Raw genomic sequence first — 14,009 nt, forward strand, 5'->3', positions numbered from 1 at the left:
TCTTGCAACAATTTTGGGCGCCAGTGTTGCCCGTGGGCACAATCTGCCGGGGTTCGGCCTGTGCCCATCTGCTGTTGCGCATGGTGATTTTCTTGAAAAACAGCATATTGCATGCGTATTTCAGTGGGGCTGATGCGGTTTGCCGCCCCAGGTGAAATACGGTACGGGAGAGGCCCGGCGCGCCATCGCGCATGCCGGTTCAATTTTTCGACAGGTGTTCGACAGGTGTTCGACAGGGTCAGGGGGATACGGATGCTCAAGAATTGCAGTCTGTTCATGAAGCTCAGCCTGGGGTTCGGCTCGCTGCTGCTTATCGTGGCGGCAGTGGTTGCCTTTTCGTGGCAGCAGCAACAACAGTTGCTGCGCCAGTCGGAAGTCACGGGCAACACGCAGGCGCTGGTTGCGGGCATGGAACATTCACGGGTGGAAATCCTGTATTACCTGCTCAACCGGGGCCGGGAGCACGTACGCGCCTTTGAGGCGCAGCACGGCAAGGATGCCGAGGGCATCGCCGCGCTGCGCGAGCGCCTTGCGGCGGAAGGGGTGCGCGGCGGCGGCCTGGATGTGCTGGGCCCCATGCATGCCGACTACCGGCGCAAGTTTCTGGAACTGGACGGCGTGCTGACCCACCGCGACCAGACCATCAAGAATGCCGTACAGGCCGCCAACGCCCTTCAGGAGGGGGTCGAGCGGCTGCATGCCGCGCGCCTGAACGCCATCGTGCAGGGCAATCCTTCGCTGGCACCCCGGCGCGACGAGTTGCAAACCCTGGTCACGCTGGAGACGGAATTTCTCCAGTCGCGGGTGGATGTGCTCTATTACCTGTGGCAGGGCGATACGAATTCCCTGTCACGTGCCCGCACCCGCCTGGACAAGGCCATATCCGCCGCGTCCGGACTTTCCGCCAGCGAGGGCTCCGGCGAGAACTGGAAGCTGGCCTCTGCGGTGCTGGCCAGTGCGCGGAGCTACCGCGAGCAGGTGGAGCAACTGGTCAAGGATGAGACCGAACGCGAAAACCGGCTGTCGGGCATGGCCAACGTGGCCGAGGGCGTGCGCAATACCGTGGTGGCGGTGAAGGATACCCAGCAGGATCGCATGGAGGAAGCGGTGCGCCGTTCGTCCGTGATTTCGCTGGGGGTTGCCGGTGGTGCGCTGGTGCTGGGGCTGCTGTTCGCCGTCCTCATCGGCAAGTCGGTACGGGGGGGCATTGCCCGTGCGGCTGCCGTGGCCGAGGCCGTGGCCCAGGGCGATACATCGCTGGAAGTCGAGGTTGAAGGCACCGACGAAGTGGGCAGGCTGCTGCAAGCCATGAACGAGATGCTTCTGGCCGAGCGCCGCGTGGTGGAAACCGCTCGCGAACTGGCCCGGGGCAACGTGGATATCGAGGTGGTCATGCGCGGCCCGCGCGACGAACTGATGCGCGCCCTGGGCGAGATGGTGACCGTCGAGCGGTCCATCTCGCGCAACGCCACCACCCTGGCCACCGGTGACCTGCGCGTGTCGCTGGAGCCGCGTTGCGACAACGACAGGCTGCTGACCTCGCTGGGCAACATGGTTCACCGGCTGTCCGATGTGGTGCGCGACGTGCAGGTGGGCGCCGAGAACGTGGCGGCGGGCAGCGAGGAACTGAGCGCCACGGCAGAGGCCCTTTCCCAGGGGGCCACGGAGCAGGCCGCCTCGGTGGAGCAGTGCTCTGCCTCCATGGAAGAGATGGTGGCCCGCATCGCCCAGAACGCGGAAAACGCCCGCACCACCGAATCCATCGCGGTGCGCGCGGCGGACGATGCCCGCGACTCGGGCACGGCGGTGGCCGCCACGCTGAAGGCCATGCGCGAGATCGCCAGCAAGATTTCCATCATCGAGGAAATTGCCCGGCAGACCGACCTGCTGGCCCTGAACGCCGCCATCGAGGCGGCCCGCGCGGGCGAGCAGGGACGCGGCTTTGCGGTGGTTGCGTCGGAAGTGCGCAAGCTGGCCGAACGCAGCCAGGCGGCAGCGGCGGAAATCAACCGGCTGTCCGGGGCCAGCCTGGAAGTCTCGGAACGTGCGGGAGAACTGCTGGGCAAGCTGGTGCCGGACATCGAGCGCACCTCCGAACTGGTGCAGGAGATCGCCGCCGCCAGCATCGAGCAGCGCGAGGGCGCAAGCCAGGTCAACGAGGCCCTGCACATGCTCGACCAGGTCATCCAGCAGAACGCGGCGGCTTCCGAAGAGGTGGCCTCCACGTCGGAGGAACTGTCGGCCCAGGCGGCCCACCTGCAACGCACCGTGGCCTTCTTCCGCCTGGGGACGGACATGTCTCCCAAGGTGCAGCGGGTGCCGGGGCCGCAGCCCGCGGCCATGCCCGCCCTGAAGGACGGCGACCCGCGCAGGGTGCGCATCAACCTCACGGACGATGCGGACGACACGGACGATCAGGATTTCGAACGCTTCTGACGCGTGCCGCGTAACGCAGACATCTGGATGAACGGGGCCGTTCACGGCCCATCCCCGTTTTCAGACCGGGTAGCGGCGCAAGCCGCCCCGCACCGGAACCACGACGTGCAGCAGGGCAACATCAGACAGGCACCGCAGGACCATGCGGGCGGCAGGGACGCGGCGGACATGCCGCGCTCCGGCGCAGACCCGCGTGACGGGTCGCGTCCGGCTGAACAGGCCCGACCGGTTGATTCGGCCCGACAGGCAAATCCCGCCCGACAGGCAAATCCGGCCCGACCGGCAATTTCGGCGCTGGCGGGGCCTGGCCCCATGGTGCCCGTGCGCAGGCTGCTGGCCCTGACCCTGGGTGACGAACGCTTTGCCCTCGACATCGGCGTGGTGCGCGAGGTGCTGGACTTCGGCGAACTGACGCGCATTCCCCGCATGCCGCAATATGTGCGCGGGGTTGTGAACCTGCGCGGGGCAGCCGTGCCGGTGGTGGACCTGCGTACCCGGCTCGGCATGGGCAACGTTGCGCGCACCGTGCATTCGCGCATCGTCATCGTGGAGGTGCCCGCCCCCCCTGATGCGGGCGGCGGCATCACCCTGGTGGGCGCGCTGGCCGACGCCGTGCGCGAGGTCATCGAAATCGAGGCCGTCGCCGTGGAACCCCCGCCGCGCATGGGCACCCCCGTGCCCGCAGACGTGCTGGCCGGGATATTCCGCCACGAGGGGCGGCACGTGCTGCTGCTGGACGCAGACCGCCTGTTCGACGACGAGGAGCCTTCGGGCACCCCGGTGCCCACGCTTCCCCAATCCGTGCTCCCATCACCGCTTCCGTCCCAGCCCCGGAACCCGTCCCGCCCCCTTGCCGAGGGGCAGGCCGCCGACGGGCTGCCGCACGCCCGTCCGGCCGCTGCCGACGGCGCGCCGGGCGCTCCCGCCCGCTTTGGCGGAGGTGGCGCATGAACCCCGGCGGCACCGCACGGCGCGTGTTCACCGAAGAAGCGCGCGACCTGCTCATCGACCTTGAGGAAGCGCTGCTGGAGCTTGAATCGCACCCCGGTGATGTCGCGCTCATGGCGCGGGTGTTCCGGGCGCTGCATACCCTGAAGGGCACCGGCGCCATGTTCGGCTTCGATGCCGTGGCCCGTTTCACCCATGCGGTTGAAGACCTGTTCGACAGCGTGCGCAAGGCCGGGGTTCCGGCCACGTCCGAACTGCTGGCCCTTGGCCTGGACGCCAAGGACCACTTGCAGGAACTGCTGGAACGGGGGGCGTCGGACCCGGTTGCGGGGAAAACCCCGTCTGCCGACAGGGCGGAAGATGCTGCCGATGCGGACGGCGTAGCCGCGCGCGAGCGTGCACTGCTGGAGCGCATCGGTGGACTGGCGGCGCGGTGGGCCGCGCCTGCCGTTGCTCCAGGCACCTTTGCTGCCTCTTCCGGGGGGAGGGATGACGATGCCGCCGGTGCGGCAGAGACCTCGCCCAGCGCGCTGGCGCAAGATTTTTCCACGGCCTTGCCGGAGGTCGGCCTTTCACCGGACGAGTCCACCCCCTCGGAGCCGTCCGCCGTCTCCGGCGGATATTTCCGCGAACCCCGGGTGTACTGGCTGCGTTACACCCCGTCGCCCGACGCGTTGCGCCGGGGGCTGGACCCTTCCCGGTTGCTGGACGGGCTGCGCGGGCTTGGCCCCCTGCATGTCTGGCCCCATTGCGAAACCGTGCCCGGACTGGACGGGCTGGACGCGGAAGCGGTGCACCTGCGCTGGGACGCCGTGCTGGTCACGGAACATCCGGTGGACATGGTGCGCGAGCCGTTCGTCGCGCTGCTGGACGAGGCCGGGCTGGAGGTTGCGGCGCTGGGCGAGGAGAGGCTGCTGCCTTCGCCGGAGCTTTTGTGCCGCATCGCGGCCCAGGGACGTGTTGCCGATGCCGTCGGCCTGCTGGAAGCCGCCGATGCGGGCGACGAGGCCCTGCGCGCGGTGCGCGGACAGGGCACCCGTGGGGAAGGCGGCGATGCTTCGGCTGCATCCGGTGGCCAGCCAGGCGCCGCATCTTCCCGGACGTCTTCTCGAACTGTTCCGTCGGCGCCTGCCGTTGTCCCCGCGTCGTGGCCGGTGCCGGAATGCGCCCCGCCTGCGGGTGACGATGCCGCTCCGGCGGGCACCCTGCGCCCCGGCGGTGACGAAGGCGCCACCACCAGCCTGCGCGTGGACAGCGCCAAGGTGGACCGTCTGCTGGACAACGTGGGCGAACTGGTCATCCTGCAGGCCCGCCTGTCGCGCATCGCCACCGACCACGACGACCCGCGCCTGCGCGAACTGGCCGAAGGGTTGGAACGGCTTACCGAATCGCTGCGAGACAGCACCATGTCGGTGCGCATGGTGCCGCTGGACGCCACCTTTCACGCCTTCCGGCGGCTGGTGCGCGACCTGGCGGCCCGCCTGGGCAAGGACGTGCGCTTCGTGGCAGAGGGGGGCGAGACGGAACTGGACAAGACCGTCATCGACCACCTGCGCGACCCCCTGCTGCATCTGGTGCGCAACGCCATGGATCACGGAGTGGAACCCGCCGCCGTGCGCCTGGCGGCGGGCAAGCCCGCCGAGGCTGTGTTGCGGCTGTCCGCCGCCCATGCCGGGGGCGAGGTGCTGATTACCGTTTCCGACGACGGCGCGGGCATCGACCTGGACAAGCTGCGCGCCGTGGGCGTGGCGCGGGGCCTGCTGGCTCCGGATGCCGACCCCGGCGAGGCGGAACTGCTGCAACTGCTGTTTCTGCCCGGCTTCAGCACGGCCAGCGGCGTATCCGACCTTTCCGGGCGCGGGGTGGGGCTGGACGTGGTCAGCACGGCCCTGGGTTCCCTGCGCGGCAGCGTGGACGTGGTCACCCGGCGGGGTGAGGGCACGGCCTGGCGGCTGCGCATCCCGCTTACCCTGGCCATCATCGATGGCCTTCGCGTGCGCGTGGGCGACGAGGCGTTCATCCTGCCCCTGACCCAGGTGCAGGCGTGCCTTGAGCGCTTCGTGGACGGAGAGGCCGCCACGCTGGGTCTCATCGAATACCGCGACCGACTGGTTCCGTGCCTCAGCCTGCGCCGCTTCCTGGAAGTGCCGGGCGAACAGCCCGCCTACGAGCGGGTGATCATCGCCAACGTGGACGGCCAGCCCGTGGGCTTTGCCGTGGACGGCGTGGCCGGGCTGGAACAGGCGGTCATCAAGCGCCTGGGCGGGCCGTGCCGTCGCGCCGCCTGGATTGCCGGGTCCAGCGTGGATGCCGAGGGAGGCATATCGCTGATTCTCGACGCCGCCCAGTTGGTGCGCGTGGCGCAGGGCATGCAGGAACGCTGATCAGCGCTTTAGTCCGTCCCGCCCCGCCAGCCGCACGCCGCCGCCCCACCCGTCCCGCCCCACCCGTCCCGCCCCACCCGTCCCGCCCTGACCGGTGGGGCTTTTTCGTCAGTTACCTTTTTTCTCCCCATGTTCACAGCTCCGCAGCGTGATTCGCACGCCGTGGCCGAGCGTGTTCGGCCGTTGTCCATGCTTCGGCGCTGCCCGGCGGCATTTCGTGCGTCACGACGTTGTCCTGTTACGCGCTTTGCCTTGCCTTTGCTCCGGGGCGTGTACGGACGGGCGCGGATATGCGTGATGCCCGGCGCATTGCCTGCGCCATGGAACAGCCTTGAAGCATGGGGGGCATCGTCGGGCATTACCCGTTACACGGCGATGTCCATTTGGCGGAATTGTTCGATCAGGAAGCGCGAACGGCCATGGCAGGCTCGGCCAGCCTGTAGGGCATCACCGGCGCATGAGCCCGCCGCACGACCTCATTCCGCATACGCATGCACATATTCCCAGCCAACACCGGGCTTGCGATGGCGCTTGTCGTCCGTAATGCGGTGGCCGGGATCGACGATCCGCTTCGGTGTCGTGATGTCCAGGTGTGGCATCGCCTGGTTGTTCGCAAGGGTGGCGTCGTATCGGAATACGTTGCTAAGGGCGCATAAAAATTTTTTTGCTGATTTTGTGTGATGTCTGTGGGTATGGATAGACTCTTGCTCTTCGTTTGTGAGATGGATATGCATTATGCATCGATTTTTAAATATATCTGTGTGGTTTGATTTTGTTTTGTTGAAAATGCAATGAATATTTTATTGTTATTATAATGCATCAATAAGTCATGCATTCTACAAAATTTGAAACATGTATATAAAATATATATTGCTTATGTTCATTTTGTTGCTTTAATGCGTGGTGCATTAAAAAAGTTTTAATGTTGCGCTAGGTAAATAATTTCCTCTCGACGGCTGGTCGTCAATTTGGCATTGCTGTTCGTGTTTGCACGGTTTGCAGCGGTTACTGTTGCTTGGGGGCTCCTGATTGCCTGTCGGTTTTCCTGTGGACAAGCTGTCGAAGCAGTACAGTTGTCCATATGGCTTGTGCCGCGCGCTTGCATGAAGGCCAAGGATCTGTCGAATACGATCCGGGGTGCGTTGTTGTTCTGGTGTGTGACGCGCAAATTCGTCTGGCGGCTGCGACATCCCCCTCTCTCATGGCAGAGTCACTTTTCTTGTGAACGAACAAACCCAAGGGTAGCGCATGACTGGTGTTAAAACGGCAATTATCGTGTCGCTTTTGGTGGTGTCGTTGGGCGCGACCGGGTGTGTGCATGTTCTCGACCCTGCGTATGACCGACAGAGCGATTATGATGACGGCTATGATGATGGCTATGCGGACTATGATCGCCGTCTGCAGGATGCCTACGATCGCGAGCGGGCCCGCCGTTTGGAATTGGAACGCCGTGCCGTCACGCAGGACCGTCAGCGCCTGGAGGTCGCGCGTCTGGAGTGGGAACGCCAGGAACAGGCCCGCATGAAGCGCGAGCGCGACCGCATTAGGCAGGAGTTGCAGCGCCGGGAAGAGCAGCGGCGGGAAGAGCAGCGCAGGGAAGAACACCGCCGGGAAGAGCAGCGCAGGGAAGAACACCGCCGGGAAGAACAGCGGCGGGAAGAACACCGCAAGGAAGGACAGCGTAAGGAAGAACGGCGCAGGGAAGGGCAACGCAGAGAAGAGCGCCACCAGGAAGGGCAGCGCCGGGAAGAGCACCGCAAGGAAGGGCAGCGCCGGGAAGAGCACCGCAAGGAAGGGCAGCGCCGGGAAGAGCAACGCCAGGAAGGACAGCGCCAGGAAGGACAGCGCCAGGAAGAGCAGCGTAGGGAAGAGCGGCGTAGGGAAGAGCGGCGCAGGGAAGGCCAACGTAGAGAAGAGCGCCACCAGGAAGGACAGCGCAGGGAAGAGCAGCGCCAGCAGCGGCAGCAGGAACAGCGACGGGTGCAGCCGCAGCCGCAGCAGCCTAAGCCGCAACCGCCTAAGCCCCAGCCGCAGCCTAAGCCGCAGAAGCAAGAGCAACAGAAGCCGCGGGGCGAGCAGACGGATCTGCCGCGCCAGCAGTAACGGGGCGACACGCGATAGTTGCAGAGTGTCAACAGGTTGTCCCTGTTGCACTGGCTCAAAGATAACCGCCGCCCGTCGCGCATGGCGTGACGGGCGGCGGCACGTTCGTCCAAAGGCACGGGGCCGTGCGCTCTTTCTGTGGCTTTGCGCCCACGTGCACCGACCGGACCGACAAGCCCCTCCCGCGGTGCACCGTGGGGGCTTCGTGTGCGGAGCCTGGCTGCGGCGTGACCTTAGTGCTGGGTGCGCATCTGGCAGACCCCGCATTCCAGCACGTAGGCGTTGCCGGGGATGGCCTTGGCCAGGTGCTTCACATGGGCGGCGCGTTCGCCGATCTCGTGCAGGTTGCTGCGTTCGTGGCAGTCCAGCACTGCCAGCGAGACGGAGACGAACGGAAAGCGCCGCTCCATGCCGTCGCGCCCGCGCGCGGTAATCCAACCGCGCGCGATGTCCTCGGCGCAGTAGCAGCCGCGCACCAGCCGCCCGAAGCAGCGCGTGGCCGCCCGGCACACCCGTTCGGCATGGCGGGGCGAGGTGATGCACACGAAGTCGTCGCCGCCGATGTGCGCCACGTAGTCGCCCTTGGCCCCGTGCCGCTGCACTGCCCATGACAGCACTTTGGCCAGCAACAGGATGATCCTGTCGCCGTTCTTGAAGCCGTAGGTGTCGTTGTAGCTCTTGAAGTTGTCCAGGTCAGCGTACAGCAGCGAAAAGGGCTGCCCCCCGGCCAGGCGTGTTTCCAGTTCCTTTTCCAGCGCCACGTTGCCCGGCAGGCCGGTCAGGGGGTTGATGCCCTTGGCCAGTTCCACCTGCACCTGGGCCAGTTTGTGCAGCAGCCGCTGCACCGAAACGATGCCCGCCAGCACCCCGGCGCGGGTGATCATGATGTCGTCGTAGGCCTGCAACCGGCTGCGCGACATGGCAAGGCGGGCGGCGTCCTCCACGGGGGTGGTCTGCTCCAGCACCAGCGGCCCCGCGTCCATGACGGCGGACACGGGCCGCTTGAAGTACAGCGCCACCCCGTACTGCGCCGAAAGCTGCCGGTTGAGGTGGTAATCCATTATCAGCCCCAGCGGCTTGCCGCGTTCGTCCGTCACGGCGATGCTGGTCAACGGATCGGACGTCTCGAACAACCTGCGAACCTCGCCCGCCAGGGTGGTGGGGGGCACGGTGTGGGCCGGTTCTGCCAGTTCGCCCACGGGCATGGAGCAGGCAAGGCTGCCCACGCTGGGCAGTTGCGCCGTGGGGCGCAGTTCACCGATGTCCACATGGGTTTCCTGCTTGGGGTGGTCGGGGCGGCCCAGGTAGTAGCCCTGGCCGTAGTGCGCGCCGATGGCCATCAGGGTGGCCGCTTCCTCCCGGGTTTCGATGCCTTCCGCGATGACCCGCGAACCGATCTTTTCGGCAAAGCTGACCAGCGTTTCCATCAGCGCGCGGCGCACCGGGTCGCGGTTGATGTTGCGGATGAGCGACATGTCGATCTTGATGAAGTCGGGCTTCAGCTCGGCGATGGTGGCAAGGCCGGAATAGCCGGTGCCCGCGTCGTCGATGGCCACCTTGAACCCCTGCCCCCGGTAGTGCGACAGGGTTTTGTAGAACACCCCGAAATCGCGGATGGAATGCCGCTCGGTGATCTCGAAGACGATGTTTTCCGGCGCAAGCCCCATGGCCCGCACCGCCTCCAGCGTGCTGCCGGGGGTAAAGCCGGGGTCGGTGAGGGTGCGCGGGTGGATGTTCAGGAACAGCTTCTGGTCCGGGGCCAGGGTGCCCGCGCAGGCAATGGCCCGTTCGCGGCAGATGCGTTCCAGCGCGAAGAGCATGCCCAGTTCCTCTGCGATGTCGAACAGCATCATGGGCGAGTGGAAGGGGGTGTCCACCGGGCCACGGCTCAGGGCCTCCCAGGCCATGATGCGCCCGGTGGGAAAGCGCACGATGGGCTGGTACAGGGTGCGGATGGCGTTGTCCTGCAATACGGCCTTGAAGTCGCGCGCAAGGCGCAGGTCGGACAGGTCCAGTTCCTTGCGGGCCATGGTGCGCGCCTCGCGCACGGCCTGAAAGAATTCCCGGCGCGGCTCCGCCCCGGGGCGGCGGCGGTAGGTGGCGCAACCCACGCCGATGTGCACCTCGCGCCCGGTCCAGCGCAGCACGGAATCCTTCAGGTGGTGCTGCAACCTCAGCTTCATGGTGAAGGCGGCGTCGGCCAGGCGCTGCGGGCGGGTGGCCGGTTCCGGCCAGAACACCAGGAATTCGCCCGACTCCAGCGGCAGCAGGTGATGCCCCGATGGGGGCTGGCCGCTCAGGCCCGGCAGCGCTGCCCACAATCCGTCCACCAGCAGGGATTCGATGCCCGCGGTTATTTCCTCTCCGTACAGGTCGCGCACCAGCACGTGGTCCACCATGCGCACCAGCAGCATGTGCAGCGCCTCGTGCCGGGCCACCATCTCGCGTACCGAGGCGTCCGTGGCGTGGGCGGAATGCGCGTGGTGCGCGGAATCGGGTACGGTCAGCGAAGTGGCGCGAGCACTAGGCGTGGCACCTGACAGGATAGTTGGTGCGGCGCCAGGGATGGAACCGGGCACGGCTTCGGGGACTTCGATGCCCGTGAAGACCGGAGGCATGTTTGCGGCGTGCCCGGTGCCCGGCGCAAGGCCGTCCGGGTGCGCTGCGTGGCCCGTATCGCCGCGCCTGCGGCCCAGCATTTCCAGCAACGGCTCCAGCCAGGTATGTTGCATGTATCCCCCCGGATACTGTCGGACACGTTGTCGGGCACGACCCGGCGCGGAATGGTGAGTGTGCCGTCCGCTGTCCGTTTGCCTTCGAAGGCGTGGTGACGGTTGCGTGACGCCGTGCGGCGCCAGTACGTCTCTCGGCGGGTAGTTAGCATGAAGATGCCGGTGACGACGGTGACGGACAGATGACGATTTGCAGAAGCCGCGGCGCTGGCGGGCTGCAAGCGGGAAGGCCGGGGCTGCAAGCGGGAAGGCGGGGGGTGACGAGCAAGGCGAGAGGGCAGGGGGGGCGCGCCGATGGTTGGCAGGAACGGTGCGGAGTGCTGGCGGAAGGGGAGGGGGCGCGCCGGGGCAGGGCCGCGCCGCATCCGGTCAGGTCCGGCTGGGGAGACACGGTCAGAAGACGCGGCCCCGAAGGTCCGTCTCGGGATGTCCGGTTCGGGATGTCCGGTTCGGGGTGTCCGGCCCGGAACGGGAGCAGGCGGCTCAGGCCAGGGGCAGGCGCACCACGACCACCGCGCCGCCTTCCGGCGCTTCCTCGATGGTGATGGTGCCCTTGTGGTTGGTGACCACGATGAAGTAGGCCACCGAAAGGCCAAGCCCCGTGCCCGCGCCTGCCTCGCGCGTGGTGAAGAACGGCTCGAAGGCCCGGCGGCGCAGTTCCGGCGACATGCCGGGGCCGTTGTCGGCCACCTCTATGCGCAGGTGCGCCGCCTCCACGGCGGTGGTCAGGGTGAGCACCGGCGGCGGCCCGTCGTCGCGCAGCGCCAGCGCCTGCGCCGCGTTCTTGAACAGGTTCAGGAACACCTGCTCCATTTCGCTGGCGGAACAGCGAACCGGCGGCAACTGCGGGTCGTAGCGGCGCACCACGACAATGCGCTTGAAGTCGTAGTTGCGGGCCAGGCTGTAATCGGTAACCGCCAGTTCCAGGGTGCGCTCCAGCAGGTCGTTGATCTGCACCGGCACGCGCGAAGGGTCGCTGCGGCGGCTGAAGGTGAGCATGTTGGCCACGATGCGCGTGGCGCGTTCGCCCGATTCACGGATGCCGTCCAGCAAGCCGCCGATGCGGCGTTCTGCGGCGTAGGCGGCAATGCGGTCGAAATCCATGCCCTGCCGTTCCGCCGCCGCGTGGTTGGCGGGCAGGTCGTCCAGCAGACGGCGGCGCAGGTTCTGCACCCCTTGCAGGATGCCTCCCAGCGGGTTGTTGATCTCGTGGGCCATGCCCGCCGCAAGCCCACCCACCGAGGCCATCTTTTCGGCCTGCACCATCAGGTCTTCCATGGCGGCGCGTTCGCTCACGTCGTCCAGACGCAGGATGCCCCACATTTCCTCGCCGGTTTCCAGCGGAATGGCGGTGACGTCCTCCACCCGGCGGGATTCGCCGGACAGGGTTCCCGGTTGCGACCCCGCCGGAAGCTCTACGGGGGTGACCACCCGTTCCGGCGGCATGGCCGCGCCCCCGCGCCGGGCCGCGTGCAGCCGGGGCAGGTGGCGGGCCAGTTCCGGGGCGACTTCCACCAGCGCGCGGCCATGGGCGGATGGGGCCGCAACGCCGAAGCGCCGTTCCGCAGCGGGATTCCATAGCACCACCCTGTCGGCGGCGTCGGCCACCACGATGGCCGAGGGCATGGCATCCAGCACGCCCTTCAGGTGGCGCTGGGCGCGGGACAGGGCGCGGTTGGCGCGCGAAAGGTCGGCCAGCAGGACCTGACGCTCGCGCTCCGACTCCATGAGTACCGTCAGGTCGTTCAGGATGAAGGCCACGGCGTCGGGCGTGCTCGGTGCGCCGCCCACGGGGTACAGGCGCAGGGCCATCCAGCGGGTCTGGCCGTCGGGCGTGGCGTCGGGCGGAAATTCCAGCGGCTCGGTGGCGATGGCCTCGCCCGCAAGGGCGGCTTGGGCCAGCCCGTGCAGCCGGGCGTGCAGCACGTAGCGGTCCTGGTCCAGGGTGTACACGGCGGGGCTGCCCGTGGCTTCGGCAAGGCCGTGCAGGGCCAGCCATTCGGCATTGGCCTCGCGCAGGGTGCCGTCCGGGTGCAGCAGGGCCATGGCGAAGGGGGCCTGGGTGAGCACGGCACGGAACTGCTGCTCGCGCGCGTGCAGGGCCTGCTCGGTCTTTTTCAGGTCCGTGATGTCGGTCAGCATCACCAGCACCGCCGGGCGGCCATCCCACTCCAGCAGGACCCCGGTGCCGAACACCCAGCGCTCGCCATCGGGTGCGCAGATGCGCACCGGGGGGTAGGTGCCCAGCGGTTCGCCGCTCAGGCGGCGCATGTACCTGTCCCTGGCCACGGGCCGGTCGCCGGGGTGCAGGTGGTCGGTGAACGGAGTGCCCACCAGGTCCTGCGCGGGTCGGCGCAGTATTTCGCCGATGCGCGGGTTGACGAAGCGCAGCAGCCCGTCCTGGATGACCGCTATGCCTTCCTGCGCGTTCTGGAAGATGGAGCGGTATTTCAGTTCCGCCGCGGCCAGGCGCTGTTCGGTGGCCTTGCGTTCCTCCACCTCGCGTTCCAGTTCAGCACCGCGCCTGGCAAGGGCCCCCAGCGCGGTGACGAAGGTAAGCCCCAGCAGCGCGAACACGGTTACGGCCAGGGACGCCGTGGCCAGGATGTAACGGCGTTCTCCGGCGTGCACGTCGCCAAGGTACGATCCGGTGCCGATGTAGCAGGCCAGTTCGGGGATGGGCAGCACGAACGACAGCTTTTCTTCCGGCGCGCTGCTGTCGGGCGGCGTGTAGTGGTACGAGAAATAGCCGCCGTCGGGGTTCGCCTGCGCGGTCCTGATGAGCTCCACGATGATGGCCGCCCCGTTCGCATCGCGCAGGCCAAGGCCGCTGCGGCCTTCCATCAGCCGGTCGTAGGGCTGGACCAGCACGGTGCCGTCGTAGCCGCTCATGAAGATGTAGTTGGGGCCGCGGGTATCGTTGAAGATCATGGTGCGCACCCGCTCGCGTACCAGCACCAGGGCGTGGTCGCGGCCATAGGCGCCTGCGGCCAGTTCATCCAGCACCGGTTGCACCTGGTTGCGGGCCAGCAGCACCATTTCGCGCAGGTGGCTGCGGCGGTATGTTTCCGCCGTTTCCCAGAAGGTGTGCACCGCGTGCAGCAGGAACAGGGTGAACACCGCGCACGCCAGTACCAGCAGCAGCCACAGCCGCCGCACGGGCGGGCTGCGCAGAAGCTGGGCAAGGGTGCGGGGGGGAATGGCGTTCATTGTGTGCCTGGGGGAGTGAAGGGCTGGTCGTGCGGCGGAATGACCGTCAGTTTAGCACCGAGCAACCCGGGGTGCCGTGATAAAGGCGCCATGGCGCGCCACTGCCCGCAAGGGGCGCCGGAAGTGCGCCTGAAGTGCGCCAGACGCCGGAACGCGGCGCTTTTCTTTCCGCGCCGCTGCTGGTAGTGCTGTGCCG

6 protein-coding genes and 1 pseudogene are annotated in these 14,009 nt (G+C 67.2%); 4 read left to right on the forward strand and 3 right to left on the reverse strand.

Annotated elements, in window-relative coordinates:
- Nucleotides 1-252: 252 nt before the first annotated feature.
- From K6142_RS13585 to K6142_RS13595, 3 genes are all read left to right on the forward strand, one after another.
- On the forward strand, nucleotides 253-2,436 hold the full coding sequence (locus K6142_RS13585) for a methyl-accepting chemotaxis protein (RefSeq protein WP_190245343.1): 2,184 nt from the start codon (nucleotides 253-255) through the stop codon (nucleotides 2,434-2,436).
- Nucleotides 2,437-2,541: 105 nt separating this feature from the next.
- Nucleotides 2,542-3,387 carry a chemotaxis protein CheW gene (locus K6142_RS13590; RefSeq protein WP_223380901.1) on the forward strand — a complete coding sequence of 282 codons (846 nt, stop codon included), beginning with the start codon at nucleotides 2,542-2,544 and terminating at the stop codon, nucleotides 3,385-3,387.
- Nucleotides 3,384-5,768, forward strand: a complete 2,385-nt coding sequence (locus K6142_RS13595; RefSeq protein ID WP_190245858.1) for a chemotaxis protein CheA — start codon at nucleotides 3,384-3,386, stop codon at nucleotides 5,766-5,768. Before K6142_RS13590 ends, K6142_RS13595 begins: the two co-directional genes overlap by 4 nt.
- Before the next feature lie 476 nt (nucleotides 5,769-6,244).
- On the opposite strand, the gene K6142_RS13600 is transcribed toward K6142_RS13595, so the two are convergent.
- Nucleotides 6,245-6,502: a hypothetical protein gene (locus tag K6142_RS13600; RefSeq protein ID WP_190245857.1), complete on the reverse strand. Its 258-nt coding sequence runs from the start codon at nucleotides 6,500-6,502 to the stop codon at nucleotides 6,245-6,247.
- Nucleotides 6,503-7,377: 875 nt separating this feature from the next.
- Here K6142_RS13600 and K6142_RS16735 point away from each other — a divergent pair.
- Nucleotides 7,378-7,701: pseudogene (locus tag K6142_RS16735) on the forward strand (histone H1-like repetitive region-containing protein); the annotation flags it as partial.
- Between the two features lie 403 nt (nucleotides 7,702-8,104).
- Here the strand turns inward: K6142_RS16735 and K6142_RS13610 are convergent.
- Nucleotides 8,105-10,603: a GGDEF domain-containing protein gene (locus K6142_RS13610; protein ID WP_190245856.1), complete on the reverse strand. Its 2,499-nt coding sequence runs from the start codon at nucleotides 10,601-10,603 to the stop codon at nucleotides 8,105-8,107.
- A 483-nt stretch (nucleotides 10,604-11,086) separates the two neighbouring features.
- Nucleotides 11,087-13,813, reverse strand: coding sequence for a PAS domain S-box protein (locus K6142_RS13615; protein ID WP_190245855.1), 2,727 nt, complete (start codon nucleotides 13,811-13,813; stop codon nucleotides 11,087-11,089).
- Between the last annotated feature and the right edge of the window lie 196 nt (nucleotides 13,814-14,009).

The sequence above is a fragment of the Nitratidesulfovibrio sp. SRB-5 genome (assembly GCF_019931275.1).
GTDB lineage: Bacteria > Desulfobacterota > Desulfovibrionia > Desulfovibrionales > Desulfovibrionaceae > Cupidesulfovibrio.

Bases quoted from the DNA above. Each gene is read 5' to 3' on its own strand.
- K6142_RS13585 (WP_190245343.1), top strand. From the start codon at position 253: ATGCTCAAGAATTGCAGTCTGTTCATGAAGCTCAGCCTGGGGTTCGGC.
- K6142_RS13615 (WP_190245855.1), bottom strand. From the start codon at position 13,813: ATGAACGCCATTCCCCCCCGCACCCTTGCCCAGCTTCTGCGCAGCCCG.
- K6142_RS13600 (WP_190245857.1), bottom strand. From the start codon at position 6,502: ATGCATATCCATCTCACAAACGAAGAGCAAGAGTCTATCCATACCCAC.
- K6142_RS13610 (WP_190245856.1), bottom strand. From the start codon at position 10,603: ATGCAACATACCTGGCTGGAGCCGTTGCTGGAAATGCTGGGCCGCAGG.
- K6142_RS13595 (WP_190245858.1), top strand. From the start codon at position 3,384: ATGAACCCCGGCGGCACCGCACGGCGCGTGTTCACCGAAGAAGCGCGC.